Source organism: Pseudodesulfovibrio sp. JC047 (genome assembly GCF_010468615.1).
GTDB lineage: Bacteria > Desulfobacterota > Desulfovibrionia > Desulfovibrionales > Desulfovibrionaceae > Pseudodesulfovibrio.
This window is the reverse complement of sequence record NZ_WUEH01000012.1, coordinates 60,367-76,174: the sequence shown is the minus strand read 5'-3', so window position 1 is coordinate 76,174 and position 15,808 is coordinate 60,367. Positions and strand designations below refer to the sequence as shown.

14 protein-coding genes are annotated in these 15,808 nt (G+C 54.1%); 3 read left to right on the top strand and 11 right to left on the bottom strand.

The genetic code is table 11. The features are described 5' to 3' along the window. Nucleotides 1-19 precede the first annotated feature (19 nt). Together GO013_RS09750 and sppA are read left to right on the top strand one after the other, a co-directional pair. Entirely contained in the window at nt 20-1,126 is a 1,107-nt protein-coding gene (locus GO013_RS09750) for a Gfo/Idh/MocA family oxidoreductase (protein ID WP_163810593.1), read from the top strand. Nucleotides 1,127-1,136: 10 nt separating this feature from the next. After that, on the top strand, nt 1,137-2,114 hold the full coding sequence (gene sppA, locus GO013_RS09745; protein WP_163810591.1) for a signal peptide peptidase SppA: 978 nt from the start codon (nt 1,137-1,139) through the stop codon (nt 2,112-2,114). Nucleotides 2,115-2,193: 79 nt separating this feature from the next. Here the strand turns inward: sppA and GO013_RS09740 are convergent, their stop codons facing one another. The 4 genes from GO013_RS09740 to GO013_RS09725 form a co-directional block, all read right to left on the bottom strand. Further along, nucleotides 2,194-4,164 (bottom strand): aldehyde ferredoxin oxidoreductase family protein, encoded by a 1,971-nt coding sequence (locus GO013_RS09740; RefSeq protein ID WP_163810589.1) that lies wholly within the window; start codon nt 4,162-4,164, stop codon nt 2,194-2,196. Nucleotides 4,165-4,184: 20 nt separating this feature from the next. Continuing rightward, nucleotides 4,185-4,841, bottom strand: a complete 657-nt coding sequence (locus GO013_RS09735) for a 4Fe-4S dicluster domain-containing protein (protein ID WP_163810639.1) — start codon at nt 4,839-4,841, stop codon at nt 4,185-4,187. A gap of 269 nt (nt 4,842-5,110) precedes the next feature. Continuing rightward, nucleotides 5,111-6,508: a sigma-54 dependent transcriptional regulator gene (locus tag GO013_RS09730; protein WP_163810588.1), complete on the bottom strand. Its 1,398-nt coding sequence runs from the start codon at nt 6,506-6,508 to the stop codon at nt 5,111-5,113. Between the two features lie 9 nt (nt 6,509-6,517). Beyond that, nucleotides 6,518-8,614: a PAS domain S-box protein gene (locus GO013_RS09725; RefSeq protein ID WP_163810586.1), complete on the bottom strand. Its 2,097-nt coding sequence runs from the start codon at nt 8,612-8,614 to the stop codon at nt 6,518-6,520. Nucleotides 8,615-8,819: 205 nt separating this feature from the next. Here GO013_RS09725 and GO013_RS09720 point away from each other — a divergent pair, with 205 nt between their 5' ends. Then, the gene (locus tag GO013_RS09720) at nt 8,820-10,010 is read left to right on the top strand and encodes a pyridoxal phosphate-dependent aminotransferase (RefSeq protein WP_163810584.1); all 1,191 of its coding nucleotides are present in this window, start codon (nt 8,820-8,822) and stop codon (nt 10,008-10,010) included. A 109-nt stretch (nt 10,011-10,119) separates the two neighbouring features. Here the strand turns inward: GO013_RS09720 and GO013_RS09715 are convergent, their stop codons facing one another. The 7 genes from GO013_RS09715 to ffh form a co-directional block, all read right to left on the bottom strand. Beyond that, complete coding sequence (locus tag GO013_RS09715; RefSeq protein WP_163810583.1) at nt 10,120-10,764, bottom strand: ribonuclease HII; 645 nt, start codon at nt 10,762-10,764, stop codon at nt 10,120-10,122. Between the two features lie 458 nt (nt 10,765-11,222). Continuing rightward, nucleotides 11,223-11,573: a 50S ribosomal protein L19 gene (gene rplS, locus GO013_RS09710; RefSeq protein ID WP_163810581.1), complete on the bottom strand. Its 351-nt coding sequence runs from the start codon at nt 11,571-11,573 to the stop codon at nt 11,223-11,225. Nucleotides 11,574-11,590: 17 nt separating this feature from the next. After that, nucleotides 11,591-12,886, bottom strand: coding sequence for a tRNA (guanosine(37)-N1)-methyltransferase TrmD (gene trmD, locus GO013_RS09705; protein WP_163810579.1), 1,296 nt, complete (start codon nt 12,884-12,886; stop codon nt 11,591-11,593). Then, nucleotides 12,883-13,482 carry a ribosome maturation factor RimM gene (gene rimM, locus GO013_RS09700; protein WP_239057815.1) on the bottom strand — a complete coding sequence of 200 codons (600 nt, stop codon included), beginning with the start codon at nt 13,480-13,482 and terminating at the stop codon, nt 12,883-12,885. Before rimM ends, trmD begins: the two co-directional genes overlap by 4 nt. A 19-nt stretch (nt 13,483-13,501) precedes the next feature. Continuing rightward, entirely contained in the window at nt 13,502-13,735 is a 234-nt protein-coding gene (locus GO013_RS09695) for a KH domain-containing protein (RefSeq protein ID WP_163810575.1), read from the bottom strand. 112 nt (nt 13,736-13,847) lie between these two features. After that, nucleotides 13,848-14,087, bottom strand: a complete 240-nt coding sequence (gene rpsP / locus GO013_RS09690) for a 30S ribosomal protein S16 (RefSeq protein ID WP_163810573.1) — start codon at nt 14,085-14,087, stop codon at nt 13,848-13,850. Between the two features lie 87 nt (nt 14,088-14,174). After that, nucleotides 14,175-15,713: a signal recognition particle protein gene (gene ffh / locus GO013_RS09685; RefSeq protein ID WP_163810571.1), complete on the bottom strand. Its 1,539-nt coding sequence runs from the start codon at nt 15,711-15,713 to the stop codon at nt 14,175-14,177. Between the last annotated feature and the right edge of the window lie 95 nt (nt 15,714-15,808).

The window sequence follows — 15,808 nt, the reverse complement described above, 5'->3', positions numbered from 1 at the left end:
AGGAGGAGGTTGAAAATTCATGCTCAAATACGCAATGATAGGCGGTGGCCCGAGTGCCTTCGTCGGCAAAGTACACAGACACGCTCTGGCCTTGAACGGCCATGCCAAATTGGTAGCGGGCTGTTTTTCCCGAGATCTGGAAAAAACTCGGCAACTCGGTGCCCAATTGGAACTGGCGGAGGACCGGCTGTACGCCACGCCTGAGGAATTGTCCCGGCTCGAAGCGGGTGATATTGATTTCGCCGTGGTAGTCACCTCCAATGAGGCGCACTATTCCAACGTCAAGACGTGTCTGGAAAACGGCATTCATGTCATGTGCGACAAGCCGTTCACCCACACGTCCGCCCAGGCCGAAGAGCTGGTGGAACTCGCCCGGCACAAGGGCTTGCATCTGGGTGTATCATACACCTATGCCGGATACCCCATGGTCCGACAGATGCGGGAAATGATCGCCCGGGGCGACATCGGCGCGGTCCGATTCATCAACTGTGAATACCCACAAGGGTGGTTGGCGGAGCTGCTTGAAACCACCGGGCACATGCAGGCCGAATGGCGCACCGACCCGGTCAGGAGTGGCGGCACGCTCTCACTTGGCGATGTCGGATCACACATTGAATATCTCGTTCCGCACGTGACGAGCCTGAAGGTCACCCGGCTGGCCGCCCGACTCGACTCGCTGGTGGAAGGCCGTCTGCTTGATGACAACGGGACCATCCTGACCGAATACGACTCCGGCGCGCGCGGGATGTATTGGTATTCTCAGGCCGCAACCGGATCGGTCAACGGCTTGAAAATCCGCATTTTCGGCGAAACAGGCGGACTGGAATGGTTTCAGGAAAACCCGGAAATCCTCCACCACATGCCGCTGGGAAAACCAACCCGAACATTACGACGCGGCAGCCCGGACCTCATGCCCGGAGCCATGGCCTATTCGCACACCCCCGCCGGGCATCCTGAAGGATGGTTGCTGGCCTTTGCCAACATCTACACCTCTTTTTGCGAAACACTCATCCATGGACAGGCCGTTGATTTCCCCACAGGCGACGATGGACTGCGAGGCGTCCGTTTCATGGAAGCGTGTCTCGAAAGCTCCAAACAGGACACTGCCTGGATTTCAATGGAATAAAGGAGGCCCCATGCCTATCCGTTGCATTCTCGCACTCATGCTGGTGATTTTGACCATCCCGGCGTGTGCGCCCAAGCTGAAGATCTTCGCGTCTCCGGCCACTGAACCGCTCAAGGAATTTGTGGTCGAAGGAAAAGGCGAGGGGAAAATCGCCCTGATCCACCTTCAGGGATTTATTTCTTCGCAGCCCAGGCAGGAGATGCTCCGTGCCAAGCCAAGCCCGGTTCAGGAGTTGGTCAGCGCACTCAAGCTCGCCGAAGCAGACGCAGCGGTGAAAGGCGTGGTCCTGACCATTGATTCTCCCGGCGGTACCACCACCGGGTCCGATGTCATCTATCACGAACTCATGCAATTCAAGGAACGCACCGGCAAGAGAATCGTGGTCGCCATGATGGATGTGGCTGCCTCGGGAGGCTATTACGCCGCCCTTCCGGCAGACTGGATTCTGGCACACCCCACCACCATCACCGGCTCGGTGGGCGTGGTGTTCATCCGTCCCAAACTGGTCGGCCTCATGGACAAGATCGGCGTGGATGTCGAGGTCTCCAAATCCGGCAATGACAAGGATATGGGGTCGCCATTCCGTCCGACCACGGCAGAAGAAAAGGCACTGTTCCAGGCCATCATCGATGATTTCGCGGCCCGCTTCCACACACTGGTCGCCACACACCGCTCCCTGTCCGCGTCGGCCATGAATACCGTAAAAACCGCCCGGGTCTTTACCGCTACTCAGGCGCAGGACATCGGACTGATTGACCAAGTGGGCTACATTCAGGACGCCTTTGCCAAAGCCCGGGACCTTTCCGGATTGCCCGAAGACAGCCGGATTGTCAGCTATCGGCGCAGTGTCTATCCCAATGACAACCCGTATAACACGCTGGATTCGACCACATCGGCACCCATGAACCTGTTGGGGGTGGACGCCCGATTCATCATGCCGCCCAAGGCGGGGTTCTATTATGTCTGGTCCCAAGGGCTGACACACTAAACCCCACTCGACACAGCGTGCATCCAGCACATGAAAAGGGGCGAACCACATGGTCCGCCCCGTATTTCGAATTGGTTGATTAAACGGAGAGTGCCTTGTTCATTTTTGCAGCCACGAAGTCGAGGTCGAGTTCCTTGAGATGCTTTGTCTCCGGGATACCGTCCTGGTTCCAGCCGCGTTCCTTGTAATAGGCGTCCAGAACCTTGTTGTATTTCACCCCATCAATCGGCGGCAACGGAATCGGTCCCACCGGATGCTCGCCCGGACATTCCTTGTTCAGGCATTTCCAGTTGGGCTGATCATCCTTGCGACGGATTCCACGCATCACAATGGTGGCTCGCTCGATCTGATTGGACCGCTCAAAGATCTTGAACAGATCCTCTGTCGTGTATTTGATACCAGAGGCATAATAGATGGACTTGCAGATCAGATCGTACATGTGGTCCAGATCCTCGACCTTGTCGTGCCAGTACCCGAGATGACCGAAGTTGAACTTGCAGATACCCAGACTGTCGGACAAGAAGAACATGTTTTCATAATACTGAACCAGCCGGGCCTTGGCCTGAGGATGATAGGACCGGACATCACCGCCTTCCTTGAATCCAGACACCTTGACCGCCACGGGCGGGATGTTGACCCACTCCGCTGTGGGCAGTCCGTTCAGATGGTGCGAACCGCGCGGCGAAACCGCGAACTGCAACATGGACCCGATGGTGGACCGGGTTTCAACACCCGTGGCACACATGCCCTTCTGATGATACACGGATTGCAGGGCCTTTTCGCCCAACGCCTTGGCCACACGGTACGGTCCGTCAGCGAATTTGTCGCCACATCCCTTGCGGAACACGATCTTGGGCATCAATGCCACGCAGGCGTCTCCGTTGCCAAACTGCAAATCAAGCCCGTCGATGAATGACGCGTCGATCAACTCCCGTTCCATCAATTCCATCAGCGTGGAGAACATGGCTCCGGTTTCAACAGTGTCCAACCCATAGTCATTGCACATGGAATTGAGCTTGAGCACGATTTTTTCATCGGTAATGTCACACTTGTGGCCCAGGGCCGTGGTGGTTTCATATTCAGGTCCACCACCGCGTGTGGGATATTTGCCGTCCTTGACGGCATAGGCCGCGTGACAATGCACAGGACAGGCAAAACAGGCTTCTCGACGGGTCCCGTGATCCTCGCTCCAAGCCCGCACCAGACGGTCGAACTTGGGATCAATACCGCACCGCTGCCAGTTGCGGATGGGGACCATACCCGTGGTGCCGATCAGATTGGTAATACCGGGCGTACCCCACTTGGACATCAGCTCATAGCTAGCACTATGCACCTTGCCAAATTTGGGGTCCATCAACTCATCACGGAGCTGCTTGGTGACCTTGTAAAACTCCTTTGGCTTGAACAGCTTGACCGGCTTGGACCCTTTGGCCACCACGGCCTTGAGATTCTTGGACCCGAAGACCGCGCCCATACCGCATCGTCCCATGGAGTTGGTGGTTTCCGTGCGGACATTGGCATATCGAATCAGATTTTCACCGGCCTGCCCGATACAGAGCAGTTTGGTAGGTTCGCCGTATTTGTGAATCAGTTCCGCCTGGGTATCAATGGTCCCCTTGCCCCAAACATCGGCTGCGGATTCCAAACGAACCTCGTCGTCCTCGATGTACAGACAGACCGGCTTGCTGGCCTTGCCGCTGATGACGAGCATGTCATACCCACACCGCTTGAGTGCCGGGCCAAAATGTCCACCACAGTTGGAATCGCCCCACCCCGAGTAGTTCATGGGTGAGAGATACGTGGCGTGGGTCCGGCCTGAACTGGGAAAGGTCGTCGCCCCCAATGCGCCAGTACCAATATAGACCTTGTTGTCCGGTGACAACGGATCAGTCTTGGCCACATCCACTTCATTGAACAACAGGTAATGCCCCAAACACCGACCACCCAGCCATTTCTCATTATATTTGGACGCATCCTCGCGTTCGATCGACCCGGTGGTCAGATCCACACGCAAGATGACGCCCATATTACCGTATACTTCTTGTGTCATAGCATTTTCTCCCGGAAGTCTTAAATCTTGTGAAAGGTAATGGCGTGCGTGGGACACCAGGCAACACATTGCGGATCACCACCGCACAGGTCACACTTGGTCGCGATATCCGTATGTGGATTGACCTTTATCATGTTGAACTGGCAGGCCTCTTCACAGTCACCACAGCCAACACAGAGTTCTTCCTTGACCACGCGCGCGCCGGTCTTCGGGTCAACATAGATCGCGTTCTCCGGACAAGCGTCCATACATTCGGGAGACGCGCATTGCTGACACAGATCGTTCTCCGAAAATTCGGCAAACGTCGCACGGGCCAAATCCTGCGGCCATCCCGGAACATTGGCAGACAGCGCACTGACCCCGATGAAATCAAGCACGGGCTTGAGCACAAACGTGTTCCGGCTGGCCAATGGATCGGCATCCCCGGCATGATACTGCGCACAGGCCACTTCGCAATACGCGCAGCCAGCACACACGGACGGGTCAAAACGGAGTTCATACCTGGCCGGGGGAACTTCACACCCGTCTGGGCGTGCGGCAAAGGCCAATGAACCGGACTCCTTCAAATAAAAAATACCCGCGGCCAGACCACCGGCAGTCTTTCCCGCAGTTTTCAAAAAGCCACGCCGCGAAAAGCGTTTGCTTTCCCCTATGGCCGTTTCCTTGTCTTTACGCATAGTTCCCCCTTCTGGAGTGTTATCATCCATACAATAATTCCTGTGTTTGCATCCCCTATAGGAAGATTCATGCCAGAATCATGAAACACAAAAGTCTTTGAAATATATGAATAAAAATTAAAAATACTTCGCATAAAAAAAGCCCTGAAAGTATTCCAATTGGAATATTTTCAGAGCGTAAAGCCTCTATCTATCTGAAAAAAATGAACTAAAAACATAGTATAACAAAAGGCATTGTATTCCTTTTGTTATAGCCTATTCACGGCAGATCAGCGGTCCGTCGCCGCCATGCGTTTCAGCCGTTTGGACAAGGCCGGTTGAGATATTCCCAAAAGCCGGGCGGCAGCGGTCTGTTTTCCGCCGGATCGTCGCATGGCCTCCTCGACCACCATGTCCGAAGCCTGGGCCAGGGTTGGCAATGGGTCCGGAAAAACCATACAATCTGAAAGGTCCATATCCGCTCGCGGGGACCCGTTTTCTGTCGATATCCGTTCACGAAAAGATGCAAGGGGCAAAACATCACCCGAACAATTACTGACCGCGTCAAAAATCATGGATTCCAGTTCCCGCACATTGCCGGGGAACGCATAGGTTGCCAGTCCCCGTATCAATCGATCCGGGATGGACGGCGGCTCACGGTCCAACATCGTGGACGCCTTGCGCACAAAATGCTCCATCAGCACCGGCAGATCATCGGGCCGTTCCCGCAACGGCGGAATATGCACATGATGGATACACAAACGATAGTACAAATCCGCCCGAAATCGGCCATCATCCCGGGCCGCTTCCAGATCGCAATGGGTCGCGGCGATCACGCGTGCCTCAGCGGGTTTCGGGAGATCAGCACCGAGTGGCAAATATTCCCGTTCCTGAATCAATCGCAACAATTTGACTTGCGAGGCTGCGGACAAGTCGCCAATTTCATCCAAAAAAAGACAGCCGCCGGATGCCTGATCCACCAGCCCCGCACGTGCTCCCTGCGCGCCGGTAAACGCCCCCTTGATATGACCGAACAAAGTATCGCTGAACACCGTGTCATCCACCCCGGCCACATTGACCGGCACAAAGGGATTTTCTGCCGAAGTCAGTGTGTGCAGCGCACGGGCCAAGAGTTCCTTGCCTGTCCCGGATTCCCCGGTGATGAGCACAGGCTGTCCCGACCCGGCCACGGCCTCCACGTATCGAAACATGCGCAGCATCCTGGCATCACGGGTGATCATTGCGGCAAAGGCATCAGGATGGTCCAGGGCATCGGACAAGAAGCCGCTCCGCAAACTGGAATTTTCCCGCTTGAGACGACGCATTTCCAAGGCGCGGGTCACGGTGGACATGAGCCGGGTTTCATCCACGGGTTTGACCAGATAATCAAACGCACCCAACCGCATACAATTCACCGCAGAATCCACGGTGTCGATGCCGGTAATAATGACCACTTCGACATTGGGATACGTCTCTTTGATCTGTTCAAGCAATTCCTCGCCAGTCACATGGGGCATGACCAGATCGAGCAACATGAGATCATATGGCCGTTCGTCCAGAAGCGACATGACCTGACGTCCGTCGTCACACCGGGTGATATTGGCCACGCCACCGGCCATGAGAATCAATTCAAAACTGTCAATGGAAGCGGATTCATCATCCACAATAAGGACGTGAGGGGTATACATGCTGCTATCCTACTTTGAATGCGGTTCGGCAGGCAAAATCAACATGGCCCGTGTGCCATTGCCTGTCCGCTGAAAGAATTCCAGGGTGCCGCCGTGTTCGCTCACGATCTTGTGAGAAACAGACAATCCCAGTCCGGTCCCGCCAATATCCCGCTTGGTCGTGAAAAACGGGTCGGTCACATGGGGCAAATCGTTTTTTGAAATGCCCACTCCTTCGTCAACGACTTCAACCACTGCCGTGCCGGTTTCCGCATCCAGCCGGGTCTTCACACTCATCGCACACCGTTTTTCCGGCAGGGATTCACAGGCATTCTGCACCAGATTGATGATGACCTGCTCGATTTTCTGATAATTCCCGCGCACCATGGGGCGACCATGGTCATACTCGACCTCGAAATGCGAGGTGGCCTGTTTGATCTGATTGGCCAACAGATTCAAGGAGTGTTTGAGAACGGAATTGAGAAACACGCCCTGATCCATTTCCGTGGAATCATGCCGGGCATAATCCTTCAAATCCTTGACGATACGCTTGATGCGCTCCGAGCCTTCCAACACGCTGTCAAACAACCGGGGCACCCGATCCCGGGCCTGGCTGTACTTCAAACCGCCAAGCGTGAAATCCCCATTGTCCGCATAATACCGGTCCAAGGCTGGAATGGCCCCGGCCCACATACGGGCCAGCAGTTGAGAATTCAGCATGATATAATTGTTCGGATTGTTCACTTCATGCGCCACCCCGGACACGAGAATACCGAGGCTGACCATCTTTCCAGCCTGCACCAGTTGCTCCTGTTTCAGACTGGCTTCTCGCTCGGCCTCCCGCTTTTCCGTGATATCCCGACAGGTAATCAACGTGGTTCCACTCTGGATGGAAACCTTTTTGACGTTGACCATCAGTTCGTGTTGCCGCTCTAACTTGTCACACACCGACACTTCGATATTGCGGATTTCACCAAAACTCGCCAGCCGCTCCCGGTCATAAAAATCGTCACCCAACAAGGCGAAAATCGTATCGAACCACCGGACTTCGTGTTCGGTGTAGCCAAAAACGCTTTTCACGCTGGGGCTGATGTAAATGAAATGCCCGTCATCGTCGGTGATGAAAACGGCATCGGAGATGGACGCCAGGGTGATCCGGTGCAGGGCCTCGGAATGTTGCAAGGCCTCCACCCATTGTCGATAGTCCGTGATATTCCGATAACTCACCACCATGCCCAGCGGCACCCCATCAGAATCCTTGAGCTTGGTCGCGGTCAACGAGCACGGAATCAATTGCCCGGACGCGGCCCGACATTCGGTTTCATAATCAGCCAGATCGCGCCCCATGAGCCGATGCGACGCCATGCAGTGCACCCCGTCACATCCCTGACATGGAAAAATTTCATAACATTTCTTGCTCTGGATATCATCGTGCCCGAATCCTGACAGTTCAGAAAACGCCCGGTTGATCTTGAGGATATTCTTTTTGTTATCCGTCACGATCAGACCGTCCATGGACGTTTCAAAGACCTGACTCAACTCCATGTCAGCTCGCTCCAGATCCTCTTCCACCCGGGTTCGATACGAGCGTTCATCTTTCAAGGCGTCATGCGAAGACCGCAGCTCCTCGGTCCGCTTCTCAATGATACACTCCATCCGGTCAAACAGGGTGGCGCGTTTGCGTTCCTTGCGCAGGTCGTCGGTAATGTCACGAATGGTGGCCACCACATATTCTTCATCATTGATGACCATGGCCTTGAGCGTGACTTCCGTATCAATAAGCGATCCGTCTCCCCGCTTATCCTTCCAGAAAAAACGCTGCGGTGTCCCTTCGGCGGCCGCCCGGATCTTCTCCTGTGCCATGAGCCGGGAATTCCGCCCATTGGGTTGTTTTTCCGGCGCGAATTCCGCCGGAGACCGCCCCAGAATCTCCCCTTTATCCGCCTTCCAGATTCGACACGCGCTCTGGTTACATTCAAAAAACGTATCTTGAAGAATCAGCAATCCATCGGACATGGAATCCATAACGCCCTGGAATTTATCCAATTCAGATTCGAGCTCCCGAATGCGTTGACGCTGCTCTTCTATAATCGCCTGTTGTCGGGCCGCTGTCGATACCGTTTCCATGCCCCCTCCCCCAAAAAGAATTCATCTGTTTGCATCCATGTAGCCCTGAAACGTTCTTCACGCAAGGCGGAACGCCCCGACTGTTCCCTCTCTTTTGCCCCCGTCCGCCATCGCCAAAAAAGCCATTGTTCTCCAAGACCGAGAGTCTTGCGAGTAGACACTCTTTGTCTTACAGTGACCCGTCAACGCTGCAAAGGAGCGAAAAATGCAATTGATCTCATCACAAATAGCTGAGTACATGAAAGGATCTTCCTGGATCCGAAAAATGTTCGAAGAAGGCATTGCCCTCAAAAAGAAATATGGTGAAGACGCCGTCTGCGACTTCAGCCTGGGCAACCCGGATCTCCCCCCGCCGCCGGCCATCAAAGAAGCTTTGGCCGACCTTTCGGCCCAGGCGGAAACCCCATTTTTCATGGGCTATATGCCCAACTTCGGGTATCCCGACGTTCGCGAAAAGCTGGCTCAGGAAGTCAGTCGAGAACAGGGTGTCCCTGTCACCGCCGACTGTCTGGTCATGACCTGTGGCGCGGCTGGTGCACTCAACTCGTTTTTCCGGGCCGTGCTCGAACCCGGCGACGAAGTGTTATCACCCGCCCCGTATTTCGTGGAATACGGATTCTACAGTGAGAACCACGGTGCCAAACTGGTTTCCGTCCCGGCCAAGCCCCTGACCTTCGAGCTGGATCTCGAAGCCATGGACGCCGCCATCACGGACAAGACCCGCGTTGTCATCATCAACTCACCCAACAACCCCACGGGTGCGGTCTATTCCCGTCAGGAGCTGGACGGTCTGGCCGCCATTCTCCACAAGCACAACGAAAATCGCGACAAGCCCATCTACATTCTGGCTGACGAACCATATCGGTTCCTCGCCTTTGACGGGGTCACCGTGCCCAGCATGTTGGATGTCTACCCCTATTCCGTGGTCTGCTCCTCGTTCTCCAAGAACCTCTCCATGGCAGGTGAGCGCATCGGATACGCGTTGGTCAACCCCGCCATGGAAAACAAGGACAGGCTCGTCAGTGCCATTGTCTTGGCAAACCGCATTCTCGGTTTTGTCAACGCCCCTGCTCTGGCTCAAAAGATCCTCGGCAAGGCCCTTGGCAGTTCCGTGGACACGTCCATTTACGACACCCGTCGCAAAGCCATGGCCTCGGTTCTGGACAACGCCGGATGCGAATACACCATGCCAAAAGGCGCTTTTTACTTCTTCCCCAAGGCCCCGGACGGGGACGACGTCGCCTTTTGCGCGGCCCTGCAAGAAGAAAAGATTCTGGCTGTGCCCGGCACCGGCTTCGGCTGTCCCGGCTATGTCCGCCTTGCATTCTGTGTCAGCGAAGAAGTCATTCTCCGCGCCATGGACGGTTTTGCCAGAACCATGGCGACCTACAAATAACCACCGGCACTCCGGCCTTGTCCGGTCTCGTTGTCAACAATCAAAAAAACGCTCCGCCTGCAAACCGCAGACGGAGCGTTTTCCCTTTCAACGAAATCTGTCGTGTTCCCTAAAAAATCAACCGAGCCTGTTCCTGTTTCTTCGTTTCCGGTTTGACGCCCCGGAATGTCAACCGATGCTGTGGACACGGGCCGAGTTTTCGAATGGCTTCCATATGGTCTTTGGTTCCGTACCCCATGTGTTTGGAAATGCCATATCCCGGATACAGTTTGGCCAATTTGACCATCAACCGATCCCGAAATGTTTTGGCCATGATAGATGCGGCTGAAATTGCAGGGATCTTTCCATCGCCCTGAATGATGGATTCCTGCGGAATCATGTGCTGCAAGGCATGTGGTGGGATGGTTTTATCACCGTCAATCTGCAAAAATTTCGGTTCGACTTTCAATCCGTGTACGGCCCGGGCCATGGCCTGAAACGTTGCCTGCAAGATATTGATCGAATCGATTTCCGGTGCCCACGCAACGCCCACCGACCAGGCAACCGCCTGTTCCCGAATCTGATCGTACAAAACTTCACGTTTCGATGCCGAAAGTTGTTTCGAATCATTCAGCCCCGGCAGGTCATACTCCACCGGCAAAATGCACGCCCCGGCCACCACTGGACCAGCCAGGCACCCACGCCCGGCCTCATCAACGCCCGCAATCTCCGTGACCGCACACCCCTTCACCGAATACAATGATATCTGGTGCATCAATTCCTCCGTGACCGTTGTGCCTCAATCACAATCCCCCAGCAAGCAAAAACAGGCGAAGGAAAAGATGCCTCCGGCGGCTCAAGAACCTTTTGAAAAAGGTTCTTGAGAATCTCCAAAACTTTTTGGTGCGCCTTCGGCGGGGGTGGCATCAGGCACTCGTCGGCAAATGGACTGATTTTCCATGAAAGAGCGTCCTGATACTGAAGAGCTTCGAGCGAAGCGAGCGATAAAAAGTTCAGGAAAAAAGAGAGATAGGGGGTCTGGGGGAAAGGGAGAGAAAAAACCCTTTTCAAAGGGTTTGTCTCTCCCTTTCCCCCAGTCGCCGAAGGCACCACTCGACAACAACGTGTCAACCACGAAAGCCCGGAGTATCAAGAGATACTCCGGGCATATATATCGTCACAAAATGGGTGATATTTTTCGAGTCGCGATACTGGTAACCGCGAGATCGAAGACTATTCCCAGATCTGCTTGGACTTGATGCGAGCAGCCTTACCGCGCAGGTTACGCAGATAGTAGATGCGGGACCGACGGACTTTACCCTCGGAAACCACTTCAACGCGATCGATGAAGGGGGAGTGCATGGGGAACACGCGCTCAACGCCGATACCGTCAGAAATTTTACGAACGGTGAAGGTGGAGTTGGTGGTGCCGCGACGACGACGAAGAACTGCGCCCTGGAAGACCTGGATACGCTCTTTTTCACCTTCGATAATGCGGTAGTGAACCTTGACGGTGTCACCGGCCTTGAACTCGGGCATATCCAAACGAATGTGCTCGGCTTCGATCTTTTTGATAATGTCCATGATAGTCTCCTAAATTCTTAGTACTCATCCGCGATAAGCCGATCCACGATAATCGCAACCGCACTTCGTACCGACAGATGGTTGTAGTCGTCCAAATACCGCACCGGCCTTACAATGCCTTCGGTTTTGGAGAGGACTTCTTCCGCCAAACCGTGTCCGGTTCCAAAAATTAATAAAACCGGAGAGTTGGCAAGCCAGCTTCGCAATTCCTGATAGGTCATTGCAGGCTCGGCTTTCTTGCGACGATCCAGCCGTGCTGACGTAGCCGCGAGGCGGGGACATTGCCCTGTTTGCGCCTCAATGTCAAGGACAGCAGCGTCAATATCGTCAAAAACCTTCACTTTGGAAAAGGCTTCGGCCCGGTCGGGATTGGCCAGACTTCCGGCCCCATCCTTCCAGTGGTCAAGCAGCCGATTGGCCAGGGCTTTCTGGTCGTCGATGGGCGTGGTGGCGTAGAATCCCCCCAGCCCGTAACTACGAGTCACCCGCGCCATGTCGTGCAGGTCCAGATTGGTTACTGAAACAGCGACCTTTTCACCAAATTTATTGACCACGGGATAATGACACAACGCAATGTACAGATTGCGCCCCAGTCGAGTTCGCGACTGTTCCCGTAAAAAATCGATGTCTTCAACCGTCAAGGTCGCCCCCGGCAATATGTCGGGGCGGTCATTTAACGTCATTGAAAGACTGCATTCACGACGCCAGTCCGCGATACGGCCATGGTCACCACTACGCAGAACGTCAGGGACCTTCAACCCATCGTAGGTATCAGGCCGCGTATAATGCGGATATTCCAACAATCCGGCAGAAAAGGATTCTTCGTCGCCTGAATCCTCATGGCCCATGAAACCGGGCAAGAGACGGGACACGGCTTCCACCAGGCACACGGCACCGGCTTCACCGCCATTGAGCACGAAATCTCCCACAGAAACCATTTCGACGGGATAGAGATCGAGCAACCGCTCATCAATCCCCTCATATCGGCCACAGATCAGCGTGATGTCCTCTTCTTGCGACAACTCACGAGCCATGGCCTGATCCAGCGGCTTGCCGCGTGGCGACATCATCAGGATACGCCCCTTGGATTCGACAGAATCAAGGGCCTTCACCATGGAATCGAGCTTGAGCAACATGCCGGGACCACCACCAAAAGGACGGTCATCAACGGACTTGTGGACGCCTCCGGCAAACAGCCGCACATCGACATAATCCAGATTGACCAACCCGTTCTCAACGGCTTTTTTCATAAGGCCATTTGACAACGGGGATTCGAAATAATGCGGAAAAATAGAAACCAGATGGTAGTTCATGACTGCTTTGACTTTTTCGTGCGAGGCGGACGACGTTTTCGCTTTTTCTTGGGTGGGTCCGGGTTCAGATACAAATCCAGCAGTCCCTCGGGGGGATCGATGGTGATACATTCTTCGTCAAGGTCGATATCCAGAACAAACTCGGGCACGGCAGGAAGCAGAATTTCTGTCCCGGCTTCGTTGACGATGACCCAAATGTCCTGTTCAGCGGTTTCGTAATACCCTGTCAATTCACCAACATCTGTCCCATCCGTCACCACAACACGACAACCAATCATCTGATACAGATATTGTTCGTCGTCTCCCAGTTCGGGCAGGTCCACTTCGCGCACCAAAACAGTCCGACCACGAAGGGCTTCCGCCTGATCGCGATCAGTCACACCTTTGGCCGTGAGCAGGACAAGGCCTTTATGCTCACGCCAAGACGCAATGGTGACGGGTTGTGGTGGTTTCTTCCCATCCTGAAGATAGACGGCGGGGATCGTGCCGAAAATGGACGGGGAGTCTGCATAACTCTTTATGCAGAACTCCCCACGAATTCCGTGCGGCTTGACCACCCCACCCACAGGGATAAATCCCTTAGCGGGTTGCTTCATGGTCATCGATCTACCGAAACTACTCGAGAATCTCCAAAACGGAGCGTTTTCGAACTTTGGTAGATGCGGCACCGAGCAACGTCCGCATGGCGCGAGCCGTGCGACCTTGTTTGCCGATCACCTTGCCAAGATCTTCCTTGGCCACCTTCAGTTCGATCACCGAGGTCTGTTCGCCTTCGACTTCCGAAACTTGCACTTCGTCCGGGTTGTCCACCAAGGACTTGGCAATGTACTCAATCATCTCTTTCAACATGACGTCACCTCCGGGGCTGGCACATCGTCTCGTGCCATGAACTTGAGCTGCCAAATGTGAACCGGACCATACAGGAAGGCCTACAGCCTTTTCTGCATGTTGAAGCACGAGGCTACTTGCCGGCCTTTTTCAGCAGAGAACGAACGGTGTTGCTGGGCTCTGCGCCCTTTTCCAACCATTTTTCGATTTTATCCATATCGAGCTTGATTTCGTTGGGCTCGACCATCGGATTGTAATGCCCGAGGAATTCTACGGGGCGTCCATCGCGGCGAACGGCTGAGTCGAGAGCCACTACGCGGTAGAAAGGACGCTTCTTGGAACCCATCCGGGTCAGTCTGATTTTCATAGCCATGAGCTTATTCTCCCAATAATTGATTAATACGTTTTTGCCGACTTTATGGCAAGTTAATATCGTTCAAAGACGAATCGCCTTCAGTTCCTATCTCTTCTTTTTCTTCTTCTTGTTCTTTTTCTTGTTCAATTTCTTCTTGTTACGCGCCTTCAGGGTTTTCTTGGATAAAGAACGTTTTCCGCCCTCTTCCTCCATTCCCATCCCGGGCATCCCCGGCATTCCGGGCATTCCACCCATGCCAGGCATTCCGCCAAGCGCGTCCATGTTCGGCATTCCACCGCCCAAGCCAGGCATTTTCGGCAAACCGAATTTACCTTTCTTCTTTTTGCCGCCGCCCATCATGGACTGCATGACCTTGCTCATCTGCTTGAAATTCTTGATGAGCACATTCACATCGGCAACCTTGACCCCGGAACCCTTGGCAATCCGCTCTTTGCGGCTCGCATTGATGAGTTTTGGTTGACGACGTTCCTGCATGGTCATGGACGAAATGATCGCTTCGGTGCGCTTCATTTCATCTTCCGGCAACGTCGCGTTGCCCATCTGCTTCATGATGTTCCCCATACCGGGAATCATCTTGAGCAGCCCTTCCATGGAACCAAGCTTCTTGAGCTTGCGCATATGTCCAAGAAAATCTTCAAAATCGAATTCAGCCTTGGCCATCTTTTCAGCCATGGCCTTGGCTTCATCTTCATCGATTTCGCTTTGCGCCTTCTCGATGAGCGTCATCATGTCGCCCATGCCGAGAATACGCGAGGCAATACGGTCAGGGTGGAACAACTCCAATTCAGAGAGTTTTTCGCCCACACCCACGAACTTGACCGATTTGCCGGTCACGGTCTTGATGGACAGGGCGGCACCACCTCGGGCGTCACCATCCATCTTGGTCAGGACCACGCCTGAAATTTCGAGTTTTTCATTGAAACTCTCGGCAACAGTGACCGCATCCTGACCGGTCATGGCATCCGCCACAAACAAAATTTCCTGCGGCTGACATTCCCGCTTGATGGTGGCAAGTTCCTCCATCAAGACTTCGTCAACGTGCAACCGACCCGCAGTATCGAAAAGGACAAGGTCGCATCCCAATTCTTCGGCCTTGACCAGTGCATCCTTGCAGATATCAACTGGATTCATATCCGTCGTGGACGGATAGACAGGCACATCGAGCTGTTTTGCCAGGGTATTCAACTGATCGATGGCTGCTGGACGGTACACGTCCGCAGGCACCAAATACGGTTTTTTCCCATGCTGTTTGCGAAGATACATCGCCAATTTGCCGGAACTGGTCGTCTTACCAGACCCCTGCAAACCAACCATCATCACCTTGAGTGGCTGGGCCTTCAGGTCCAAACCTTGTTGTTCACCGCCAAGGAGTTCTATCAACTCTTCATTGACGATCTTGATAATCTGTTGGCCGGGGTCAAGCCCTTTCATAACCTCGTCGCCGAGGGCTCGGTCCCTGACCTGATCGACGAATTGCTTGACCACCTTGAAGTTCACGTCGGCTTCGAGCAGTGCAAGACGCACTTCACGCAAACCATCCTTGATGTTATTTTCATCAAGGACCTTTTGGCCGCTCAACTTCGAAAAAGTGTTGCCAAGTCTCTCTTGCAGGCTCTCGAACAACTGTCCTATCTCCCGGGATTATCTCGTTTTCCAAATATCTACCACGCGCACAACTCCCGTCCAGCGCGGGCAAAGAGGTGGTTTGTTAAGCCAGA

What these genes read in the sequence shown, in the direction of transcription:
- GO013_RS09750 (WP_163810593.1), top strand. Translation starts at nt 20, where the DNA reads ATGCTCAAATACGCAATGATAGGCGGTGGCCCGAGTGCCTTCGTCGGC.
- sppA (WP_163810591.1), top strand. Translation starts at nt 1,137, where the DNA reads ATGCCTATCCGTTGCATTCTCGCACTCATGCTGGTGATTTTGACCATC.
- GO013_RS09740 (WP_163810589.1), bottom strand. Translation starts at nt 4,164, where the DNA reads ATGACACAAGAAGTATACGGTAATATGGGCGTCATCTTGCGTGTGGAT.
- GO013_RS09735 (WP_163810639.1), bottom strand. Translation starts at nt 4,841, where the DNA reads ATGCGTAAAGACAAGGAAACGGCCATAGGGGAAAGCAAACGCTTTTCG.
- GO013_RS09730 (WP_163810588.1), bottom strand. Translation starts at nt 6,508, where the DNA reads ATGTATACCCCTCACGTCCTTATTGTGGATGATGAATCCGCTTCCATT.
- GO013_RS09725 (WP_163810586.1), bottom strand. Translation starts at nt 8,614, where the DNA reads ATGGAAACGGTATCGACAGCGGCCCGACAACAGGCGATTATAGAAGAG.
- GO013_RS09720 (WP_163810584.1), top strand. Translation starts at nt 8,820, where the DNA reads ATGCAATTGATCTCATCACAAATAGCTGAGTACATGAAAGGATCTTCC.
- GO013_RS09715 (WP_163810583.1), bottom strand. Translation starts at nt 10,764, where the DNA reads ATGCACCAGATATCATTGTATTCGGTGAAGGGGTGTGCGGTCACGGAG.
- rplS (WP_163810581.1), bottom strand. Translation starts at nt 11,573, where the DNA reads ATGGACATTATCAAAAAGATCGAAGCCGAGCACATTCGTTTGGATATG.
- trmD (WP_163810579.1), bottom strand. Translation starts at nt 12,886, where the DNA reads ATGAACTACCATCTGGTTTCTATTTTTCCGCATTATTTCGAATCCCCG.
- rimM (WP_239057815.1), bottom strand. Translation starts at nt 13,482, where the DNA reads ATGAAGCAACCCGCTAAGGGATTTATCCCTGTGGGTGGGGTGGTCAAG.
- GO013_RS09695 (WP_163810575.1), bottom strand. Translation starts at nt 13,735, where the DNA reads ATGTTGAAAGAGATGATTGAGTACATTGCCAAGTCCTTGGTGGACAAC.
- rpsP (WP_163810573.1), bottom strand. Translation starts at nt 14,087, where the DNA reads ATGGCTATGAAAATCAGACTGACCCGGATGGGTTCCAAGAAGCGTCCT.